Source organism: Bradyrhizobium roseum, from assembly GCF_030413175.1.
In the GTDB taxonomy this organism is placed as follows: Bacteria; Pseudomonadota; Alphaproteobacteria; order Rhizobiales; family Xanthobacteraceae; genus Bradyrhizobium; species Bradyrhizobium roseum.
Genome location: NZ_CP129212.1, coordinates 3,073,656 through 3,094,231, shown reverse-complemented (window position 1 = coordinate 3,094,231; position 20,576 = coordinate 3,073,656). Strand labels below are relative to the sequence as shown.

Genomic DNA, 20,576 nt, shown 5'->3' with positions numbered 1-20,576 from the left:
GTCGCCGCAACTCCCGACATTTTGCAAATGGCTGAGCCCGCGCCCGTGGGCGCCATTTTTCGGCTTGCCGCTCCATGTCAGGAATCGCGTTGCACCCACTTCAACGGTTCACGCTGTCAGTTGATTGAACGCATCGTCACGGGCCTACCCGCCGTTGCTGACCGCCTCCCTCCCTGCACAATTCGACAAACCTGCCGCTGGTTTCAGCAGAAAAGGAGCGCTGCATGCTTTCGTTGTCCGCAAATCGCGACCGTGGGTGACCCGACGAATGCAGCGCTCGTTGAGGTCGCCGGCGGGCAGCCTCGGCTAATGGACGGCGAGCCACACGCGTTGCGGCGAAGCGACTAAGTGTACTCCCTTCATTGAATCTTGGCACGGCGTTCCCATGGCAGATGACCAAACCAGGCAAGTGATCGACTGCGAAAGCGATCCGATCGGCGCGATCAAACAGATGTTCGTCGATATGACCATGGGACCGCGATTGGCCCGCGGCCAATCACCGGCCCGACGCCCAGTTTTCTTGAAACCACATGGCGTGGCCCGAGCTCGCTTTATCGTCAACAACAATCTGCCTGCAGAACTTAAGGTAGGTCTTTTTGCGCAGAACGTTGAGTACCCCGCCTGGATTCGGATCTCGAGCGACACCATACCTATGCTGCCGGATCTGACAACGACGGTCGGAATTGGTATCAAGCTCTTCGATGTGCCGGGGACCAAGCAACTCGGCAATCCCACCGATCAAACGCACGACTTCATTCTGCAGAATCATGACGTATTCTTTGTCGACACTGCGGCTGACATGTGCGCCTTTACGCGGGCGGCATTTGAGGGGAACGAGACTGAGTATCGCAAAGCGCACCCAGTGACTGACACCGTCCTGAAAGACATGGGAAAGGTCGTACCAAGTGTCCTCGCCGTTCCCTATTGGAGCGTCTTACCGTACGCGTTCGGCTCAAATCGCTTCGTGAAGTACAAGCTCGAGCCTCTATCACAAGCCCCTGCAGATCCCGAGACAAACGATCCGAATTATCTGGCCATCGACTTGCAGACCACGCTTGCGAAATCGGAGGCTCGGTTTCGCTTCTTGGTTCAATTCCAAACGAATGACCAAGCCATGCCGCTCGATCGCGCGACGGTGCGCTGGAGCGAAACTGACAGCGTTCCGATCGAGGTCGCGACCTTGGTTATCCCTACGCAGGACATCCTTGCCCGGGGCCAAGCAGAGTATGGTGAAAATCTCGCAATTCACCCTTGGAGAACCCTTGCCGAGCACGCTCCGCAGGGTTCGCTGTCAGATGCACGAAAGGTCGTGTATGCCGCGTCGTCCCAGCTCAGGCACAACGTGAACGGCGTGCCGAACGGCGAACCCCTTGAGCCACGTCCACTCGAAATATACCCGCCGGGTCGCGACACCGTAATCGTTAAGGCAAAAATTCACCCAGCACTTGGCGTCGCACGCGTCGGTAATGCTGATGATGCCTATTACTTTGGTCCTGAGGTCGTTCGGCCGCCCAGGGTCAAGCCGGACGAACAAAGAGATTCGCACGGCGCGCTAAAGCGCCAAGCGGCGCGGTTCCGCATTTATGGATACAACAGGGCCGGTGACGTCGTGAGTGAACTTACTCCTGACTACGCGGCAATCAACTGGAAGGTGGAGCTCTCCAATCTCAAGGCTGCGTGGTATCAGTTTCAGATTGCGCTCGACATTCCGGAAGCGGCAACAGCGCCACCCTCAGTACGTCGGAATAAGGACGAGAAGGATAGACAAAAGCTCGCCATTCTGGGAGGCGAAAAAATGATCTCGGGAAGGAACGCGCCTGCGAGCGGCTCCGTCGCGTTCGAAGGGAGGTTCTACGATCAGCCCGTCTATCTGGGAGAACTGAAGACTGACGAAGAAGGCCGTCTAGTTGTACTTGGCGGCCGTGGAAAAACCGGAAGCATCCCTGGCGCTGAAATTACGACCTTCGCAAACAATGATGGCTGGCATGATGATGTCGCGGATGGCCCTGTAACAGCCACCGTCTCGATCGGCGGCCGTGACATCCCCGTCGATCCTGCATGGGTGGTAGTCGCGCCACCAAACTACGCGCCCGATCTAAAGGGCATCTGCACGATGTACGACGCCTTGGTCGACGTATTCATGGATGCAGGCATGTTACCGTTCAAGGCGAGCGTCTCGTTTGTAGATGACGTCCTGCCGATTTTTGAACGGATGGCCGAGCTCCAGTGGGTCAACGCTGGCTACGCCGCGGCTTTCGGACACACTGGCTGGCTTGATTTCCTTGCGCCGGCAAATCTCGCGCGACTTGCAGACAAGAGCGCCGGAAATAAAGCGTTTCGCTCACAGATCGCCAATTCGTTTCGGGACTATGACAAAGACGGCTGGTCACCGGACCCTTGGCCCTGGATTTACGGCGACGCAATGGATATTCCCTTTACGCAGTCGCCCCGGCAAAACAGCAGGCTCGCAAAACATCAGTTGCTGTATCTGAAGCGTTGGGCGGAAGGAAACTTCGAATCAGATTATCCTGATACGAGACCCCGCCACGATCGGATTGAGGAGCTTTCAATCGCGGAGCAGCCGGCGATGCTCGACCGAGCGGCGCTCGACTATTGCCTCGCAGATGTGTTCCATCCCGGATGTGAGATTACCTGGCCAATGCGCCATGCCTCCATGTTCATGGCGCCATTTCGTATTCGCCACCGCCGCGCCGACGAGCGGACGTATCCGATTGGAGATGTCCTAAGCTCGGCGGAGGCCCTTTCATTCGACGGGCCGCTCTACGGTCAGCGTGCCGGATGGCTCACGCGTTGGATGGCACTCCCCTGGCATACGGACACGGCGAGCTGCCGCTCCCAGGCAGATTACGACCCGAGCTACGACCCCTACGTGCCAACGTTTTGGCCGGCTCGCGTGCCAAATCAGATTATTACCGAGGCGGCATATCGGACGATCATGGACGCCACGAAGCCCCGAGCCGAACGCATCGCTGCGTTCAAAGATCGTTCCGATTGGATAACGCAAACACTGAGCGACGCGGGCTATTTAATCCAGATTCGTGAGATGCTCGATCGGTTCGGCAATATGGGCGTCGTTGCCCAGCGTGACGGGCTACCGAACGATCCTGACATTCCAGAGAAGATTTACGTGAGCGACGGAAGGAAGCCAGAAGAAAAGGACCCAATCAGCGTGACCGCGACAGTTGCTGGAGCGCCGCAGCGGACGGTTCAACCGACAGGCTTTATTGAGCGGCTAGGTCGTTTCCCTCTTGGCCCCACACGATAGACCGTCGACTGCAGGGCTGGGGACTGCGCTGACCGCTGATGTTCTGATCGTAGGCGCCGGGCCCGCGGGTGCAACAGCAGCTTGCATACTCGCGCCGGCCCACTCTGTGGTCATTGTTGAGCGCCATGCCAGTCGGCGCCCCCAAATTGGAGAAAGCCTGATCGGCGCGGCCGCGCCGCTACTGCGCGATCTTGGCGTTGCTGCACAGTTTGCCAGCGCTGACCATCTTCAGTCGCTCGGCCAAGCCTCCGTATGGGGCAGCTACGAGATGGTACGGCGCGATTCGATCGTCGACCCACGTGGCCCGGGTTGGAGGATCGATCGTCTTGCCTTCGAAATTATGCTGATGAACGCTGCGATCGCGCGCGGTGCCACAATTCTTGCTCCCGCTCGTATTTCTCATCTGTCCCGGAATAAAGACAGTGCCTTCGCGTGGAGAGTGCTCATCTACGACGGATCGATGCAGCGCGAATTGCACGCGCAAGCGATCATTGATGCAACCGGTCGTTCTGCTTCGATAGCTCGTCGCTTGGACGCAAACAGCATCATTTCAGCGGATCGGCTTGTCTGTCGCTATACACATTTTCAGCCCTCATCGAATCTGAAAGATCTCGACGCTTTCTCTGTTGTCGAGGCGGTCGAGCATGGATGGTGGTACACTGCAACGCTTCCCAACCACGCGCGAATAGTTGCTTTCCATACTGATTCCGACCTTCCGGCTGCGCGGCTGTCACTGACGACGGATGGATTTCGTCGTCTGCTAAGGCAGACGCGCTGGATGCACTGTGTGTGCGGCGATGGAGGGCAAGACTCCGTCGCACGTGTATCGGCACGCAGTCAGTGGCTGGCAAACGCCTCTGGGGAGGGTTGGTGCGCGATCGGGGACAGCGCCGTCGCATTCGACCCACTCTCTTCGCAAGGACTCTTCAACGCGCTCTATACCGGATTGAGAGGCGGACAGGCAATCTCGGCGCAGCTAGCTGGAGACACAAATTCTCTTGCGAACTACCGGTCTCGGCTGGTGCGCGTACGAGAGGCCTATCGACGGAATATCGCTGCCGTGTATCGAATGGAGACGCGATTCGGAGGTAGTGAGTTTTGGGCTAGACGTCAGTCGGTCACCGAGTGAACCCGCGAGCTTGAGTGCAGTGGCAGAGAGATAGAGGTGCATGTTCGAGCACCAACAGGGTATAGGTAGCTCATCTTCCTGACGACGGGGCCGAAAAGCAATCTAGTGCGATCCGTGTCTTGATGAGACAAAACGTCTGTGTTGGCAGAAGACACGCGAGCATATAACGTTCTGTCAGAGCTTTGAGTTGAATTTGATGAGCATTCAAGTCGCAACTGATCCCAGAACCAAGCGATGGAAGAGCTTCTCCGAACTTAGGGAGATTACGGCTACAACTCGGACCCGTAGGTCACGCGCCAGACCCAAGGCATGCGCATCGGCGCCTCGTACGTTGCTTCTAACATCAGGAACAGGGAATTTCCGAATAGGTTTGTCAGCGCAGTCCACACCGCGCTCCACTTCCAGATGAAATCCGGTCAACTGTTGCGAAAACCATCGTCGCAGTCATGGATCGCTCTAGCGCATTCAAATCACAGGCACTTGGATTTCAGATTTGCCTACGCGCAGGTGGCGTCTGAATCTCGAAAGTCAACCAAGCCACCGCGATCGCTCCCTAAGACGGAGCGCGAGGTCGCGAAATGTCCTTCTGAGCTGCACGCGGGGCGAAACGTAGGATTGGTCGCGAGACGCACCGCGGCAAAAGCTGATCAAGAGAAAATGAACACTATCTGCTGCTTTGATTTCGCTGCCGCACGATGATGCTTTTGCTCCCCAGCTATCCCATAGTGTTCCAGGCTTTCTTTCTCTTCCCTAGAGTCACTATTGGACGCGTAGTTAAGTGAACGCACGCGGCGCGCCTTCCCTTCTTCCTATTCGACTTCGCGGTCGCCAGTCCGGGATGGCGAGAAGCCGATTTTGCAACACTATAGGAAGGGCCATGCCGCGGCGTCCAGCCAGAGTTACACAAGCAGAAATCGCTCGCGCGATCCGCGCCGCCAAAGAAGCCGGCGCGAGCGCGGTCACTGTCGATGGACAGGGCAATATTCGGATCGCACTAACGGCAAACGCCACACCGGTCGCCCCGACAAGCGATGCCGACGAGGTATGGACACCATCGGAAGCATTGCGGCGTCACCTGAAAAGCACCGAAAGCGGGTGAAACGCACCTTACACAATTGATGCGGAGTCACCGCATCGCTAGACTCCAGGCATGGGTCCACGGAGACGCCAATGCTTGGGACGGAAAGACGCCACCCCCGCGCTCCTGGGGATCGCCGGATGTATCTCTACTTCAACTATTCCGAGTCCGGCTCGCTGCGCTGGTATGTAAAGGTCAGCGCAAAAGGCCGCAGGATCGGGATCGCCGAGGAATACGGAACGACAGCCTTCGACACCGCCTATGAGGCGAGCGTTGCGGCGCTGGGAGGAGTTCTGCGCATGCGTCGCGTCAAGGGCATGGCGAAGCCGGACCAGCCGGAACGCCGCTATCTGTACGTCGACGTCAGCCAACGTGGTCAAGTCAGGTACTACGTGCAACTGCGCAACCGCCTGCCGAAGATCCGGATCAAGTCTGAATACGGCACGACTGAGTTTGGCGCCGAGGTTGATGCTGCGATTGCGGCGCAGATCGCGCTATACGGCGACGAGAGCGATTACATCAATGCGCAGAAGCAGCGCAACGAGGAGCGCCCTGCTCTACCGAAGACACCGGCGCGACCTGGTACACTGCGCTGGTACTGGAACGGCTATAAGCGAAGCGATCATTGGCTCGGCGATCTCAGCGTCGGTCACGAGGGCCTTGCGGAGTCCACCCGGCTCCAGCGTACCGGACTGATCGAGTCGCTGCTGCCTGAGAATGGCGAGAAGCCCTTTGCGGTGCTGACGCGCAAAGTCATCAGGGCGGAGATGAAGGCGCGTACCCCGTCGCAAGCGGGCAATCTGCTATCTGCGGTTCGCGGCATGATGCGCTGGATGATCGACGAGGGACATCTCGACGAGGACGACGATCCGACCATCGGCCTGAAGTCCGGCAAGGCAAGAGCGAGCCGCGAGAGTGGCGGCTTTCTACCCTGGACCGAGGACGACATGGCCCGCTATCGGGCGAAGTGGCCGCTGGGCACCGAAGCGCGGCTGATGTTCGACATCCTGCACTACACGTTCCTTCGGCTTGGAGATGCCCACCGTTTCGGGCCACCTCACCTGCGTCAGATCGTTCGGAAAATGGCCGTGCAGATCGCCACCGAGAAGAGCCGGGGCAATACCACCGTCACGGTGCCCGTCCATCCGGAGTTCGCCGAGAGCCTGAGGGCTGCCCGTGCGGCAAACATCATCGGGGCCGAGGTATTCACCGGCAAGCTCGTCCGCGGTCGGGTTCTGCCCATGAACAAGAAGGCATGGGCTGCCAAACTGAAGAAATACGCGGTCCTGGCCGGTGTGAATGAGCCGAAGAAAAGCTGTCATGGCGTCCGCAAGGCCCGGGCCGAAGTGGCGGCTTACGCTGACTGCACGGAGAGCCAGATGATGGCCATGTTCGGCTGGACCGACCCCAAAATGCCGGCCCACTACATCGCGCAAGCCAATCGAGAGCGGCTCGGAATCAGCGGGATGGAGAAGATCGTGACGTTCGATCAGAACCAGTCGCTCGATGACTGGCTAGGGGCACCAGCAGCCAAGAACAGCAAGCGAACGCAAAGCCGGAACGGAGTGGTAACTTTCCCGGGTAAAACCCAGAAAAAAGCCTAATCATTTCAATGTGAAATGTGGGTTTATGGTGCGCTCGGAGGGACTCGAACCCCCACGATTTTACTCACTGCCACCTCAAGGCAGCGCGTCTACCAATTCCGCCACGAGCGCTTGGGATACCGGCTGAAGGACTGGCGTCCGCCGGATCAACGGCGCCGATGTAACAAATCAGGGATGGGGCGACAAGGAGGTTTTACTCCCCGATAACTACCTGACATCAGGGGATTTCGGCAGCATACGCTTGACTTCGACGGCAATGCGGTTGCGATCCACCAGCACGACGCCGGAAGCCACCGGCAGGTTGTTGGCAAGGATCTTGACCTCGTCGGCCTCGGTGGCGTCCAGCTCGATGATGGCGCCGCGGGACAGCCGCATCACCTGGTGGATAGGCATGGTCGTGGTGCCGAGCACCACCATCAGATCGACGCTGACTTTATCGAGGGTGGCCACTTATTTACCGCCAAAGAGGGAGTAGATTGAGCTGGTTTCACCTGACCACGTTATGGTTAGCCAATGGTTAATGACCGCCAAAGCCTTGATTTGACGACGTTCGCGGTGGCCTCGGGCGGCGGCGAGGTGGAATGGCGAATCTCGGCGGCCCCCGTGCCCTACCCCGACGCCGTGGCCGCGATGGAGACGCGCGCGGCCGATATTGCCGATGGAAAGGCCGCCGAACTGGTCTGGCTGCTGGAGCATCCCCCGCTTTACACCTCCGGCACCAGCGGCAAGGAAGGCGACCTGCTCGACCCGCGCTTTCCGCTGTTCACCACCGGCCGTGGCGGCCAGCTCACCTATCACGGCCCCGGCCAGCGGGTGGCCTATGTGATGCTCGACCTCAAGCGGCGACGGCCGGACGTTCGCGCCTATGTGGCGGGCCTCGAAGAATGGATCATCCGCACGCTCGACGCCTTCAACGTGCGCGGCGAGCGCCGCGAGGATCGCGTCGGCGTCTGGGTCAGGCGGCCGGACAAGGGCGCGGGCTATGAGGACAAGATCGCCGCTATCGGCGTGCGGCTGCGACGCTGGGTCTCGTTCCACGGCATCGCCATCAATGTTGAGCCGGACTTGTCGCATTTTTCCGCGATCGTGCCCTGCGGCGTCGTCGATGTCAGGTACGGCGTCACCTCGCTGGTCGATCTCGGCCTGCCCGTGACGATGGAAGACGTCGACGTTGCGCTGCGGCGGGCGTTTGAAGATGTGTTCGGCGCAACCGCTGCACGCCTGCCGGAAGCAACCATCTGATTGTCGTCAAACGCTGGCCTTGAGGAAATCAACGAACGCGCGAACCCGCGGGATGTTTTGCCGCCCGGGCAGGATCAGGGCCGTGATCGGCTGCGGGTCGGGATCGTGGCAATGCGACAGCACCGGCACCAGCCTGCCATCCTTCAAGGCCGCCTCCCCCAGAAAGTCGCCGAACCGCACGAGGCCGGCGCCCGCCAGCGCGAGATCGAGCAGAAAGTCGGCGCTGTCGGAGCGGATCGATCCATTCACCGGCACCATGACCCGCTTGCCTTGCTCGACCATCGGCCATGGCGCCAGTCGCGAGAAGCCGCTGAGCTGCAGGCAATTGTGCCGGGCGAGATCGGCGGCTTGTGCAGGCACGCCATGGCGCTCCAGATATCGCGGGCTGCCGGCGATGATGCGCCTGACCTCGCCGAGCCGGACCGCGATCAGCTCGCTATCGCCAAGCGGCCCTACCCTGATCGTGACGTCGACCTGGTCAGCGATCGGATCGATGCGGTGATCGCAGACCGACAGATCGACGGTGATTTCGGGAAACTGCTCCATGAAAGGCGGCAGCAGCCGCGCGAGCCGGTGCCGTGCGAACGCGGTGCCGCTGTTGATCCGCAGATGCCCGCGCGGCCGTCCGTGGACGGACGCGACGTCGGCTTCGGCCGCCTCGACCGCAGCGAGGATGCCGCGGGCATGAACGAGGAAGGTTTCGCCCTCCTGCGTCAGCACCAGCCGCCGCGTCGTCCGATGCAGAAGCCTGGCCCCGATGCGGCGCTCCAGCCGGGTGACAATGCGGGAGATGCCTGAGGCGGTCAGCTCGACTTCGGCGCCCACGGCCGCAAAACTCCCCAAATCGACCGTCCGGACAAAGACTGCGAGGTCGGACATCGGGTGCATCAGCATATTCATGACTTTTTGGCAGGAGTACTTCTCAAAAGCGATGTTTATCTCCGCTTATAGCACGAATAGCACGGAGGTCCCAGCAACCCGGAGACCTCTCCCATGCCTCTCGCCCGCATATCCGTTCCGGCCCATCTGGCGCCGGCCAAAATTCGCGCCCTGGCCGACGCTGCGCACGAAGGTCTTGTCGAGACCTGCGGCGTACCACCCAACGATCGGTTTCAGCTCGTTTCGACCTATGCGCGGGAAATGATGTTCATCGATCCGACCTTTCCCGACCTCGCGCGCACGTCGGATGCCTCGATCATCGAGATTCTTTTTCTCGAGGGTCGCACGGTCGATCAGAAGAGAAATCTGTTTCGGCGCATCGCGGATCATGCCGTCCGCGCCGGATTTTCCGGCGACGACGTCATGATCGCGCTCACCGAAAATGCCCCGGTGGACTGGTCGCTCGGTCGCGGCCTTGCATTCGGCGACCAGCACGCGCCGATGACGGTGTCGCGCTGACGGCGCATGGGCGGACGACGCCCCAAACGCCGTCCGCTAGTCAGGCTCTTACGCCGCAGCCTTGCGCGGCGCGACCTCGAGCTGGCCGGCGATATAGCGGCGCTCCTGGGTCAGGCCGCCGAAGCCATAGGCGTCGCCCTTCACTTCATCGACATGGGCGTAGCTTTCCTCGTGCAACGGCCCGAGCAGTTCGCCCATGCGCTGGAACAGCGCGGCGAGATAGGCGGCCTTCTCGTCCTTGGTGTTGGTGCCCTCGCTGACGTGAACGTCGAGCCAGAAGCTGGCGAGGCTCTGGTCGGCGAGCGACTTTCCGCCGGCGAACCAGTCGGCGGCATCGACCGATTTCACGATGATGGCGGTGACCTTGGGATCCTTGCGCAGGATGCGCGCAGTGAGGTCGCTGACGGCGGAGGCAATCTCCGCCTTCAGCGACGGCGACGTGCGCACGCTGGAATAGGTGACGGTGATGAGCGGCATGGTCGTTCTCCTTCGATAGGACGCGCTGACATCGCGCTGGCATTGATGTAAACCCGGGTCTATCATTTTGATACCTTATCTCTATTCATAACAGTGATAACGATTATTGATGATGGCATGAACACACTGGATATCGACACCGTTCAGGCGTTCCTCCTGGTCGCAGAGCTGCAGAGCTTTACCCGCGCCGCCGAGGCGCGGGGCACGACGCAAGCATCCGTCAGCATGAAACTGCAGCGGCTGGAACGCGTGGTCGGCAAGCGGCTGGTCGAGCGCTCGCCGCGGGCGGTCGCGCTGACCGCCGCCGGCGCGGCGTTCCTGCCCAACGCCCGCGCGCTGCTGGAAGCCCATGATCGCGCGCTGTCGGGCGAGACGCCCGCGCGCCAGCAATTGTCGCTCGGGATCTCCGATCACGCTGCGGGGCCTGAGCTGGTGCCGATGCTCGAACGGCTGCACGCGCTGTCGTCGCAACTGGCGCTGTCCGTGACCATCGGCTTTTCGCGCCAGATGCTGGACGCCTACGACGCCGGCGAACTCGATGCCGTGGTGGTGCGGCAGGAAGGCAGCCGCCGCGGCGGCGAGAAGCTGACCGTGGATGAGTTCGGCTGGTTCGCCGCAAAACGCCCTGGCTGGCGGCGCGGCGACACGTTGCCGCTGGCCGTGCTGGCGCCGCCCTGCGGCGTGCGCGCGCTCGCCATCCGCGCGCTCGACAAGGCCGGCATCGCCTGGACCGAGCGCTTTGTCGGCGGCGGCGTCAGCGCCGTGGTCGCCGCCGCCCTGGCCGGCCTTGCGGTCGCGCCGCTCGCCCGGCGGATCGCGCCACCGGGTCTGCTCGATATCGGGCCGACCGAAGGGCTGCCGCGGCTGGCTTCCTCGAAGGTGATGCTGCACGCGAAGGTTAGCGATCCCGCCAAGCGCGCCGCGTTGCGAACGTTGGCGGCGGCATTCAGAAGTGTGGTTGGCCCGGCGTAATGGACCATCTCGTCAATAAGTCCATTTTGAGGGAACCAATTGCCGAGCTGCGCGTTTGTGCCAATTAAATGGGCAGTCGGGATGTTTGGGAAAGATCAGCAGCAGCAGCAGCAAAGAGATCTTCTCGAATCCGAACGCAATTTCCGCCTTCTGGTTGAGGGAGTTGCAGACTACGCGCTGTACATGCTGGATCCGGACGGGGTGGTGACCAGCTGGAACATCGGCGGCGAACGGATCAAGGGCTACGCGCCGGACGAAATCATCGGGCAGCACTTTTCCCGTTTCTATACCGAATCCGACCGCGCCAATGGCAAGCCGCAGCGCGCCTTGCAGATTGCCCGCGAACAGCACCGCTATGAGGAGGAAGGCTGGCGCGTCCGCAAGGACGGCACCTTCTTCTGGGCCAGCGTCGTCATCGATCCCATCTACGAGGACGGCAAGTTCGTCGGCTTCGCCAAGATCACCCGGGACATCACCGAGCGCCGCGAGGCCCAGATCAAGCTCGAGCAGATGCACCGGCAACTGGCGGAATCGCAAAAGCTCGACGCGCTCGGCCAGCTCACCGGCGGCGTGGCGCATGATTTCAACAATCTCCTGATGATCATCAGCGGCAGTCTCCACATCCTCAGAAAGTCGATAGGCGACGATCCCAGAAGCCAGCGGGCGCTGGCGGCGATCGACGCAGCGAGCAAACGCGGCGCCTCCCTCACCAGCCAGTTGCTGACCTTCGCCCGGCGGCAGAGCGTCAACCCGCAGGCCGTCGACGTCGCCCGGCACATCGATGCGGTGCGCAACGTCCTCGACATCGGTGTCGGCAGCGCGGTGACGCTGCAACTCGACATCGCGCCCGACGTCTGGCCGGTCATGGTCGACGTCGCCGAATTCGAGACCGCGCTGGTCAATCTGGTCATCAACGCGCGCGACGCCATGGCCGGCGGCGTCATCACGATATCGGCGCGCAACAAAACGTCCGGCGGCGAAACCGATACTGAATATGTCGCGATTTCGGTGCAGGACACCGGCGCCGGCATTGCGCCCGACACCCTCGGCAAGATCTTCGACCCCTTTTTCACCACCAAGCCGATCGGCAAGGGTACCGGTCTCGGGCTGTCGCAGGTTCACGGTTTTGCGCACCAGGCCGGCGGCACGGTCAAGGTGGCGAGCGAACTCGGCCAGGGTACCAAAATCACGATCCTGCTGCCGCGGCGGGAGGGCTTGCCCGTGACCAAGGAAGTCCGGATCGCCGATACCGGCGGCAGCGGCACCGTGCTGCTGGTCGAAGACAATCCGGATGTCGCAATCGTCAGCGCCGGCCTGCTCGAACAGCTCGGCTACACCGTCCGCCAGGCAGCAAGCGCCGAGGCCGCCTTGCGCGAACTCGAGTTCGACGGAATTGACCTCGTGTTCTCCGACATCGTGATGCCCGGCAAGATGGATGGCCTCGGGCTCGCGCGTCACCTGCGAGCGGTCAGGCCCGGCCTCCCTATCCTCCTGACCAGCGGCTACAGCGACGCGGCGCTGAATGTGCGCGGCGATTTTCCGATCCTGCGCAAGCCCTACGAGATCCACGAACTCAGCCAGGCGATCGCCAAGCTGCAGCGCTGACGGCGCAAGAGGCAACTATCGGTAAAAATACCGAGGCATTCACGATCCCTTAACCATGCTTTGAAATGGTGCGCGGCCGTAACGGTCTATTAACCGTTGCCCAAACGGGGAACGCGAATGACCTCGATAAACACCGGACTCAATCCCTACGCCCAGATGGGCTCCGCCTATGCCCGTGCGGCTGCCACCCAGACATCGCTGGCCACCGCGCTCAACAATGCCGAGGCCGGTAATCCCCAGGACAACTCCGCGACCAATCTGACGCTGTCGCAGGCGGCGCGCGCGCAACTCGCCGGCGGGACATCATCGAAGGATTTTACGACGGTGACGAGCGAGGCGCGCGCTGCGCTCGATGCGCTCTATTCCGCCGCCAAGGTCACGGGTCCGATTGCTGCCGAAGGCAAGACGACCATCGATCTGTCCTCGCTCGACCGCCGTTCGCTGTTTGCGGTCGCAACCAACAATGGCGGCAAGTTCAGCCCCGACGAACAGAAGGCCGCCGCCACCGAACTCGGCAACCGCTTGGACAATGTTCTGGCGCCGCCCGCGGCGACCTCAAAACTGACCGGCGACTTCTCCTCGCTCTACAAGGCCGCACTCGACTATCTCGACGGCGCCAGCAACGAGGAGAAGGCGACCGCGACCTGGTCGGCGCAGCGGGCGGCGGTCGTGAAGGGCGTCCAGGCCACCCAGCAAAATCCGACAGCGGCGCCCGATATCGCCAATGATCCGGTCGCGGCCTATCTGTCGCGGAATGCCGACGGCAGCAGCCCCGCGACCCAGAACATCTCGACCGTCGCGAAGAAAGTCCGCGCCGCACTCGACGCGCAGGCCAAGGCAGCCACGGCCGCCGGTAAGGAACTGGTGTACGACCCCGGCCGCCAGACCGGCCAGCAGGCCGACCTCGGCTCGTTCGACAACCGCTCGCTGGCGGCGATCTCGCTCAACCAGGACGGCTTGTTCTCGAATCAGGAAAGCTTTGCCGCCAAGCAGTTGTTGGGGTCGCGCAGCCGCGCCAGCATTTTGGCCGCACTCAACCAGAGCCAGACCAGCGGCGACCCGTCCCAGCTCAGCCTCGGAATCCTCAATGCCTATTCGTCGATGAGTTCGGAGGAACGCCAGGCCGTGAACTGGACCCCGGGTTTTCGCGACAACGCGATCGCCAGCTACAAATCGACGCGACAGATTTTGTCGATGTTGAGAGGCGGCTGATCGCCGTCACGCTGACGGCACTTGGTCTGGCTCGCCGTCCGCAGGTTTTACCGCAACACGCCAATAGGTCAGCCCCGCGAGAACCCCGACCAGAACGAATAGCGTCGCGAAAATGAGGTCAAACGATCTGAAGGCAATCGTTTGGCTCAAGGCCCCTATCGTCCCGCCGGCCCCGCCTAAGAACAGTGGCGAGCGTATCCGAGACACTTCGCCTATCCAGACCACAAGAGCGGCCGGAATGGCGGTCAGCCCGCAGGTGAAGACGAGAATTACAGGGAAGAAAATCAGACTCGCGACGAGGTCGACCCAGCTGAGCATCATCGAACGTGCGCTGGCCCCGGATATCGAGAACGGCAACGCGAGTACGTAGATGGCAGCGGTTGCGGTCGCGCATGCCGCGAGCCAACCTTGCATCACACGACAAAGCCAACCGGACTTCAACTTATCCTCCTCACAGGATCGCCTCGAATGCGCTGCGCAGCGTTTCGTGGCGGAACACAAAGCCGTGGCTGAGCGCCTTGTTCGGCAGCACGCGCTGGCCGCCCAGCAGCAATTCGCCGGCGAAATCGCCGCCGATCCGGCGCAGCAGCGCATCGGGAATCCGGAACAGCGCCGGCCGGCCCAGCCGGCGGCCGAGCTCTTCGCTGAATTTCATATTCGTCACCGGGATCGGCGCCGTCGCGTTGACGGGCCCCGAAATCTCCGGGCGCGCCATCACATGGGCCATCAGTCGGATCAGATCGTCGCGCTCGATCCACGACATCCACTGCCGGCCCGAGCCGAGCGGCCCGCCGAGGCCGAACTCGAACGGCGTCAGCATCCGCGTGATGAAGCCGCCCTCGGTGCCGATCACAAGCCCGATCCGCAGGTACACCACGCGCACGCCGTGCGCCTCCGCCGGACGCGCCGCGCTTTCCCAGGCCTCGCAAAGCGCGTGGCTGAAGCAGGCATGGGATTTGGCCGACTCCGTCAGCACCTGGTCCTGCCACAGCCCGTACCAGCCGATCGCGGAGCCCGAGATCAGAACCGCCGGTTTGTGTTCGAGCCGTGCGATCAGGGCTATGACATCGCCGGTCATGTCGACGCGGGAAGCGATGATCCTGCGGCGCTTGGCGTCGGTCCATAGCCCGTTGCCGATCGGCTCGCCGGCGAGATTGACGATCGCGTCGATCCGCGTGTCATCAGGTAGCTGGTCGAGGCTGGTGATCAACGTGATCGGCGGCGGCAGCATGTCGGCCTTCGCGGGATTGCGCACCAACGCGATGACCTGATGCCCTGCCCCGCCCAGCGCCGCGACGAGACGGCTGCCGATGAAGCCGGTGGCGCCGGTCACCAGCACGGTCTGCCGCGCCGGCAGTTTTTCCACGAGACCCGCCGCGGGCGTGCAGACCATGCGCGAAAGTCGTCTCGACGCCGCGTAATCGCGCAGGCCGCACAGCCCGGCGCCGACGGCCGCCGCCGCCGCGACCAGGCTAAGCCATCCCGCATAGGCCAGTTTAACGCCGGTCGGCTGCGCGGCCCAGCCGGTCAGGACCGGCAGCAGCAACACCAGTATGGCGCCGTAGTTGATCGCCAGCAGCGTGTGATTGATGCGTTCGCTGGCCGGCAGCTTCCGGCTCATGTCTTCCTCGACGAAATCCATCAGCGTGATGACCACTTCCGCCGCCAGCACCGCGATGATCAGCATGGCGAGGATGCCGTGCACCTCCAGCCAGCCCAGCACCAGGAACAGCAGCGCATAGAGCATGTTGCGCAGGCTGTGGAGCTGCAGCTCATAGCGCTGCGAGGGCCGCCAGGCGAGCCGCTCGGTCAGCTCATGGTGATAGAAGGTGTCGAATACCCCCATCGCGACCTGAACGGCGATCAGGATCCAAAGCAGCGACGTCATGATGAAGACTCCCGGAACACCGCAGATTGACGAAGGAGTTGGCCGAAGCGCGGATGCACGATCTCCAGCGTAAAACGGAACAGGCCGCCGCCGAGATCGGAATGCGTCACGGTGAGATCGCCGGGCGTGAAACGATCAGGCAGCGGCAATCGCAGCGGCCCGATCTGCAACGCATAGCCGGCGCTGCGAAACACCAGCGCCTCGTGCTCGACCGAGATGGTCAGCGCCATGCTGACGCCGTGGCCGACATATTCCTCGAGCCCGGTCGGCCCGGCGAAGCGTTTTGCGGAATGGATCACTTGCGGAAAGCCGCTGCTGCGCGCGCAGATGCGGGTCCAGATCTGGCCGCCGCTCGCCGCATCCTCGGTTACCGTCACGATCATCGGCACGCCGGTCTCGGCGCCGGTCGGCAGCGGCCCGCCAATGATGCGCGCCAGCTGCGCCAGCCACCAGCCGGCGCGGCTGAAATTCGCCTCCTCCACCGTGCCGACATAGACGACGGTCTCGCCATCGGCAAAGCGCTTGGAAAAACGCCGCCAGATCGCCAGCGGCAGGCGGCCCCAGGCCTCGTCGGGCAACAGATTATGGAAGCGGCGATCGTCGAGCAGGATGGTGTTCGCGGCGGACGTTGCGGGAAGCCTTGGTAGTCTGGTGGACGCCATCTCAACGCTCCTGTCCTGCCCCTCTGCGCTATTTGTTTTTCCCCGCCGGCAGGAAGCTGACGATCTTCTCGCCGAGCCTGATCAGCGCGACCAGCCGCGGCCGCGGCACGTTCAGCATCTGCGTGTACCAGCGGTCGACCAGCTCGGTGAAAGCCAGCATCTCCTTCAGCCGCTTGCTGGCGACCGGGCTGATGGTCGGATCGTCAGCCGCGTCGGAGACGCAGGCGCGCAGCGCGTCGACCGCGGGATCGATCTCGCGCGCCTTGCGACCGGCGGCGATCCGCGCCGCCACTTCCCAGATGTCGGTTTCGGCCTCGAAATGATCGCGGCGGTCGCCGAGGATCGGCACCCGTCTGATCAGGTTCCAGGCCAGCAATTCCTTGATCGAGTTGGAGACGTTGGACCGCGCCATGCCGAGCGTTTCGGCGATGTCTTCCGCGGTCATCGGCGCCTCGGCGAGATACAGCAGGCCGTGGATCTGGCTGACCGAGCGGTTGACACCCCACTCGTCACCCATGTCGCCCCAGTGCAGGATGAAGCGCTCGACGACGGGCGGGAGCTTTTTCTTTTCGGTTATTTCTGTCATGACAGAAATATCTGACGATACGGATCCATTGTCAAGGGCCTCGGCGCGTTGCCTTTCGCGGCCAATTCCCCCGCTCGATCGCTCGACTTCACCACCCGTTGTCCTCTGATCCACGCCGGGACCCCCGCGGCATCACGGGGTTCCACATCTCGTAATGGTTGTATTAACCACTTCGGCACCGGCGCTCCGTAAGCTTTGCCGGTTGCCGGCCAATGGATTCGGCACGTTCACCAAGGCGAAGCATGCCCGATCCTCAGCTTCGAGAACCCGACGGACCGCTCCGCCGCGTATCGCCGGCGGTGGTCGTCGTCGCATTTGCGCTCGTCATGACGGCGTGCGTGCTGGGCGTCGTGGCCTGGAAGGCGCTCGACGCCAAGAAGAACACGCTCGCGCGCGGCCAGACCGACACCATGAACCTCGCGCACTCGCTGGCCGAGCACGCGACCCACGCCATTCAATCAGCCGACATCGCGATGGCTGGGATGGTCGAATTGCTGAAATATCGCGACCCGGTCCCTGAGCGGTTCAACCGGTACCTGACGGAGACAGTCAATTCGCTGCCGCAGCTGCGCGAGATCGGCGTGCTCGATGTCCACGGCAAATGGCTGTACTCGTCGTTGCCGCCCCCCCCGCTGCAAAACGATCCCGACCGGGCCTATTTCAGCTATCATCGCGACACACCGGGACGTGCGCTTCGCATCAACGAACCATTGCAGTCGCGTCTGGCCGGACGCTCCACCATCATCCTGTCGAAGCGTATCGACCGCCAGGACGGCAGCTTCGGCGGCGTCCTCACCGCCACGATCGACAGCGACTACTTCAACCGGTTCTACCGGAAGTTCCAGTTCGGCCCCGACAGCAGCATCAGTCTGCTGCGGGACGACGGTGTCGTTCTGATCCGCTGGCCGGCGTCGGAGAGAAGCACGAACCTTGCATCGACCGACCTGTTTTCCAAGCACCTGAAAAACAGTGCGGTCGGGTATTACAAGACCACCTCTCCTTTCGACGGTATCGAGAAATATATCGGTTACGAGAGAGCGAGGCATTTTCCCGCGGTCGTCACCGTGGCGATTCCGGAAGCGTGGGTGCTGTCCGATTGGCAGAAAACGTTGCGCACCGACGTGCTCGTCTCTGCCGCTCTGCTATTCATGATCCTGCTGCTCGCCGCCGTACTGTTCTCGCAGTTCCGTTTCCGCATGAGAACCGAACTCGCGCTGCGTGAGCGCGAGGCGCACTACCGCTTGCTCGCCAACAACATCGCCGACATCATCATCCTGATCGATGCCCGCGGCGTACTCCGCTACGTCTCGCAATCCGTCGAGCCCGTGCTGGGACAGCGTCCGGAGGATATGCTGGGCAAGTCGTGCTTCGAAATGATCCATCCCGACGACCAGGAAAGCGTCAGGTCAGCGACGGCGCAACTGAGCGGGATCGACACCGTCAGCACGGTGGTATTTCGGACCTGGCGTGCCGACGGAACGCCGGTCTGGGTCGAAAGCAACTTCAAGCTGGCGGCATTGCCGGTCAAACCGGCGCAGGCTGAGTTCCTGTGCGTCATCCGCGACGTCACCGAACGCAAGCGGATGGAGGATGAGTTGAACCAGCTCAACCGCCGTCTCACCCAGCTTGCGGCCACCGACGGCCTGACCGGGCTGACCAACCGCCGCGCCTTCGACGATTTCCTGCTGCGGCAATACGAATGCTGCGACGAGATTTCGGTGCTGCTGCTCGATATCGACGGTTTCAAGGGTTACAACGATACCCATGGGCATCAGGCGGGCGATCGCTGCCTGCGCGCGGTGGCGAAAGTGATCGGGGACGCGACCCTGAACACATCCGGCCTGTCCGCGCGCTATGGCGGCGAGGAATTCGCAGTCGTGCTGCCGGACACCGGCGAGGGTGACGCCTTGAAGGTTGCCGAGGCGATCCGGCTGGCGGTTCGGGCGCTGGGTATTGCCAACCCGATCAGCAGCCGCGGATACATTACGGTCAGCGCCGGCGTCGCCGCCAGGACCGACGCGACACGCGACGACTCCGCGTTGGTGGGAGACGCCGACTCCGCGCTCTACGAAGCCAAGCGTCTCGGTCGCAACCGCAGCGTCGTGGCTTCCTCGCTCGCCCTGCGACATGTCGCAAGCGAATCCATCCAGCCTGACGGCGAGTCCGCGCTGGCCGGACGGCTGGCCCCGACCTGAGCCCGGGGCTATCACCTTCGCTCATCCGGGCCGTGAGCGCTTTCGCAAGCCCTCAGACCGTCTGCAGCACCGAGAACCGCTCGCCTGCATCCCGCAGCTTCAGCATGTCGGGATTGGCCGGTTCGTCCCGCAGCGCCTCCACCCGCGCCGGTGACGGCCCGCGCCGGCATGCCGCGATTACGGCCGTCACGGCCTCCACGGGGCCGGCGAACACCGCCTCGACGCTGCCATCCCGGCGATTGCGCACCCAGCCTTCGATGTCCCGGGACTGCGCCTCGCGCTCCACGAAGTAGCGATAGCCGACCCCCTGCACCCGCCCGTTGACCGTGACGTGGCGGATGGCCTCGCTCATGGCTTCTTCAATCCGAGGAATTCGCTGCTGCGCGCTTTCGCGTCGGCCTCGCGCATCGCCCGGCCGGTCAGTTCGGACGACGGCAGGCCTTTCAAGCTCTTTGGCGAAGCGCCTTCGCGCAGCGCCTTCAGCGTTTCAAAGACGGCCTGTGTCGCAGCAGCGAACGGCGCGTGGCCCTGCAGCGCGACCCGCACCCGCCGCCCCGCGAGATAGTCGGGCGCGGCCATGTCCTCCGGCGCACCGCCGAGCACGATCGGCAATGCGGTGGCGGCCGAGATCGCCTCCAGTTCGCCGCGGTTCTGGATGCCCGTGAAGAACAGCGCATCGACGCCGGCAGCCTCATACGCTTTGGCCCGTACAATGGCATCGTCAAGACCGGTGACGGATGCCGCACCGGTGCGGCCGATGACGACCAGCGATGGGTCGCTGCGGCCGTCGATTGCCGCTTTCATCTTGCCGACGCCCTCCTCCATGGGGATCAATTGCATCCCGCTCTGCCCGAACGCCTGCGGCAGCAGCGTATCCTCGATCGTCAGGCCGGCGGCACCGGCCGCTTCGAGTTCCTGCACCGTGCGGCGGACATTGAGGGCGTTGCCGTAGCCGTGATCGGCATCGACCAGCACCGGCAGCGCCGCGGCGCGCGACATCCGGCGCATCTGCTCGGCCAGTTCAGTGAGCGTGATCAGCGCAATGTCGGGATCGCCGAGAACGGCCAGTGAAGCCACCGAGCCGCCGAACATGCCGAGCTCGAAGCCGAGGTCTTCGGCAATCCGGATCGAGGTGGCGTCATAGACCGAGCCCGGCCGGATGCAGGCCGCGCCGTTGAGGATGGACCGCAGTTTTTCGCGGCGCTGACGAAAAGCCATGGTTGCCCTCAGTCCTATCGGCCG

General features: G+C 62.5%; 18 protein-coding genes and 1 tRNA gene. 9 read left to right on the top strand and 10 right to left on the bottom strand.

The genetic code is table 11. The annotated features are described in order from the left end of the window. Window positions 1–385: 385 nt before the first annotated feature. From QUH67_RS14670 to QUH67_RS14660, 3 genes are all read left to right on the top strand, one after another. The gene (locus tag QUH67_RS14670) at window positions 386–3,286 is read left to right on the top strand and encodes a LodA/GoxA family CTQ-dependent oxidase (protein WP_300947392.1); all 2,901 of its coding nucleotides are present in this window, start codon (window positions 386–388) and stop codon (window positions 3,284–3,286) included. Further along, the gene (locus tag QUH67_RS14665; protein WP_300947391.1) at window positions 3,270–4,415 is read left to right on the top strand and encodes an NAD(P)/FAD-dependent oxidoreductase; all 1,146 of its coding nucleotides are present in this window, start codon (window positions 3,270–3,272) and stop codon (window positions 4,413–4,415) included. Before QUH67_RS14670 ends, QUH67_RS14665 begins: the two co-directional genes overlap by 17 nt. Window positions 4,416–5,633: 1,218 nt before the next feature. After that, window positions 5,634–7,097, top strand: coding sequence for a site-specific integrase (locus QUH67_RS14660; protein WP_300947390.1), 1,464 nt, complete (start codon window positions 5,634–5,636; stop codon window positions 7,095–7,097). 26 nt (window positions 7,098–7,123) lie between these two features. On the opposite strand, the gene QUH67_RS14655 is transcribed toward QUH67_RS14660, so the two are convergent. Both QUH67_RS14655 and QUH67_RS14650 read right to left on the bottom strand, forming a co-directional pair. Then, window positions 7,124–7,208: transfer RNA gene (locus QUH67_RS14655), tRNA-Leu, on the bottom strand. A gap of 96 nt (window positions 7,209–7,304) precedes the next feature. Beyond that, a complete protein-coding gene (locus QUH67_RS14650) occupies window positions 7,305–7,547 on the bottom strand; it encodes a FliM/FliN family flagellar motor switch protein (protein ID WP_300947389.1) in 243 nt (80 codons plus the stop codon). Between the two features lie 63 nt (window positions 7,548–7,610). Between QUH67_RS14650 and lipB the strand changes: the two genes are divergently transcribed. Then, window positions 7,611–8,339, top strand: a complete 729-nt coding sequence (gene lipB / locus QUH67_RS14645; RefSeq protein ID WP_300947388.1) for a lipoyl(octanoyl) transferase LipB — start codon at window positions 7,611–7,613, stop codon at window positions 8,337–8,339. 6 nt (window positions 8,340–8,345) lie between these two features. Here the strand turns inward: lipB and QUH67_RS14640 are convergent, their stop codons facing one another. Continuing rightward, entirely contained in the window at window positions 8,346–9,218 is an 873-nt protein-coding gene (locus QUH67_RS14640; RefSeq protein WP_300947387.1) for a LysR family transcriptional regulator, read from the bottom strand. A 114-nt stretch (window positions 9,219–9,332) separates the two neighbouring features. Here QUH67_RS14640 and QUH67_RS14635 point away from each other — a divergent pair, with 114 nt between their 5' ends. Beyond that, a complete protein-coding gene (locus QUH67_RS14635) occupies window positions 9,333–9,737 on the top strand; it encodes a tautomerase family protein (protein ID WP_300947386.1) in 405 nt (134 codons plus the stop codon). Window positions 9,738–9,785: 48 nt separating this feature from the next. On the opposite strand, the gene QUH67_RS14630 is transcribed toward QUH67_RS14635, so the two are convergent. Further along, window positions 9,786–10,214, bottom strand: coding sequence for a tautomerase family protein (locus tag QUH67_RS14630; RefSeq protein WP_300947385.1), 429 nt, complete (start codon window positions 10,212–10,214; stop codon window positions 9,786–9,788). Between the two features lie 117 nt (window positions 10,215–10,331). Here QUH67_RS14630 and QUH67_RS14625 point away from each other — a divergent pair, with 117 nt between their 5' ends. The 3 genes from QUH67_RS14625 to QUH67_RS14615 all read left to right on the top strand — a co-directional run bounded on the left by QUH67_RS14625 (window position 10,332) and on the right by QUH67_RS14615 (window position 14,003). Then, window positions 10,332–11,186 carry a LysR family transcriptional regulator gene (locus QUH67_RS14625; RefSeq protein WP_300947384.1) on the top strand — a complete coding sequence of 285 codons (855 nt, stop codon included), beginning with the start codon at window positions 10,332–10,334 and terminating at the stop codon, window positions 11,184–11,186. An 81-nt stretch (window positions 11,187–11,267) separates the two neighbouring features. Further along, window positions 11,268–12,791: a PAS domain-containing sensor histidine kinase gene (locus tag QUH67_RS14620; protein ID WP_300947383.1), complete on the top strand. Its 1,524-nt coding sequence runs from the start codon at window positions 11,268–11,270 to the stop codon at window positions 12,789–12,791. Between the two features lie 117 nt (window positions 12,792–12,908). Continuing rightward, window positions 12,909–14,003: a hypothetical protein gene (locus QUH67_RS14615; RefSeq protein WP_300947382.1), complete on the top strand. Its 1,095-nt coding sequence runs from the start codon at window positions 12,909–12,911 to the stop codon at window positions 14,001–14,003. Window positions 14,004–14,009: 6 nt separating this feature from the next. On the opposite strand, the gene QUH67_RS14610 is transcribed toward QUH67_RS14615, so the two are convergent. From QUH67_RS14610 to QUH67_RS14595, 4 genes are read right to left on the bottom strand one after another with little or no spacing between them, the layout of a single operon-like run. Next, window positions 14,010–14,444: a hypothetical protein gene (locus QUH67_RS14610; protein ID WP_300947381.1), complete on the bottom strand. Its 435-nt coding sequence runs from the start codon at window positions 14,442–14,444 to the stop codon at window positions 14,010–14,012. A 10-nt stretch (window positions 14,445–14,454) separates the two neighbouring features. Continuing rightward, entirely contained in the window at window positions 14,455–15,891 is a 1,437-nt protein-coding gene (locus tag QUH67_RS14605) for a TIGR01777 family oxidoreductase (protein WP_300947380.1), read from the bottom strand. Further along, on the bottom strand, window positions 15,888–16,553 hold the full coding sequence (locus tag QUH67_RS14600) for a DUF4166 domain-containing protein (RefSeq protein ID WP_300947379.1): 666 nt from the start codon (window positions 16,551–16,553) through the stop codon (window positions 15,888–15,890). Before QUH67_RS14600 ends, QUH67_RS14605 begins: the two co-directional genes overlap by 4 nt. Before the next feature lie 28 nt (window positions 16,554–16,581). Then, a complete protein-coding gene (locus QUH67_RS14595) occupies window positions 16,582–17,139 on the bottom strand; it encodes a GbsR/MarR family transcriptional regulator (RefSeq protein ID WP_300947378.1) in 558 nt (185 codons plus the stop codon). 242 nt (window positions 17,140–17,381) lie between these two features. On the opposite strand from QUH67_RS14595, the gene QUH67_RS14590 reads away from it, so the two are divergent. Next, window positions 17,382–19,334, top strand: a complete 1,953-nt coding sequence (locus QUH67_RS14590) for a diguanylate cyclase (RefSeq protein WP_300947377.1) — start codon at window positions 17,382–17,384, stop codon at window positions 19,332–19,334. Window positions 19,335–19,386: 52 nt separating this feature from the next. On the opposite strand, the gene QUH67_RS14585 is transcribed toward QUH67_RS14590, so the two are convergent. Then, window positions 19,387–19,686, bottom strand: coding sequence for an acylphosphatase (locus tag QUH67_RS14585; protein ID WP_300947376.1), 300 nt, complete (start codon window positions 19,684–19,686; stop codon window positions 19,387–19,389). After that, complete coding sequence (locus tag QUH67_RS14580; protein ID WP_300947375.1) at window positions 19,683–20,552, bottom strand: isocitrate lyase/PEP mutase family protein; 870 nt, start codon at window positions 20,550–20,552, stop codon at window positions 19,683–19,685. Before QUH67_RS14580 ends, QUH67_RS14585 begins: the two co-directional genes overlap by 4 nt. Window positions 20,553–20,576 lie beyond the last annotated feature (24 nt).

Bases quoted from the DNA above. Each gene is read 5' to 3' on its own strand.
- QUH67_RS14670 (WP_300947392.1), top strand. From the start codon at position 386: ATGGCAGATGACCAAACCAGGCAAGTGATCGACTGCGAAAGCGATCCG.
- QUH67_RS14660 (WP_300947390.1), top strand. From the start codon at position 5,634: ATGTATCTCTACTTCAACTATTCCGAGTCCGGCTCGCTGCGCTGGTAT.
- lipB (WP_300947388.1), top strand. From the start codon at position 7,611: ATGGTTAATGACCGCCAAAGCCTTGATTTGACGACGTTCGCGGTGGCC.
- QUH67_RS14640 (WP_300947387.1), bottom strand. From the start codon at position 9,218: ATGTCCGACCTCGCAGTCTTTGTCCGGACGGTCGATTTGGGGAGTTTT.
- QUH67_RS14635 (WP_300947386.1), top strand. From the start codon at position 9,333: ATGCCTCTCGCCCGCATATCCGTTCCGGCCCATCTGGCGCCGGCCAAA.
- QUH67_RS14630 (WP_300947385.1), bottom strand. From the start codon at position 10,214: ATGCCGCTCATCACCGTCACCTATTCCAGCGTGCGCACGTCGCCGTCG.
- QUH67_RS14625 (WP_300947384.1), top strand. From the start codon at position 10,332: ATGAACACACTGGATATCGACACCGTTCAGGCGTTCCTCCTGGTCGCA.
- QUH67_RS14620 (WP_300947383.1), top strand. From the start codon at position 11,268: ATGTTTGGGAAAGATCAGCAGCAGCAGCAGCAAAGAGATCTTCTCGAA.
- QUH67_RS14615 (WP_300947382.1), top strand. From the start codon at position 12,909: ATGACCTCGATAAACACCGGACTCAATCCCTACGCCCAGATGGGCTCC.
- QUH67_RS14605 (WP_300947380.1), bottom strand. From the start codon at position 15,891: ATGACGTCGCTGCTTTGGATCCTGATCGCCGTTCAGGTCGCGATGGGG.
- QUH67_RS14600 (WP_300947379.1), bottom strand. From the start codon at position 16,553: ATGGCGTCCACCAGACTACCAAGGCTTCCCGCAACGTCCGCCGCGAAC.
- QUH67_RS14595 (WP_300947378.1), bottom strand. From the start codon at position 17,139: ATGACAGAAATAACCGAAAAGAAAAAGCTCCCGCCCGTCGTCGAGCGC.
- QUH67_RS14590 (WP_300947377.1), top strand. From the start codon at position 17,382: ATGCCCGATCCTCAGCTTCGAGAACCCGACGGACCGCTCCGCCGCGTA.
- QUH67_RS14585 (WP_300947376.1), bottom strand. From the start codon at position 19,686: ATGAGCGAGGCCATCCGCCACGTCACGGTCAACGGGCGGGTGCAGGGG.
- QUH67_RS14580 (WP_300947375.1), bottom strand. From the start codon at position 20,552: ATGGCTTTTCGTCAGCGCCGCGAAAAACTGCGGTCCATCCTCAACGGC.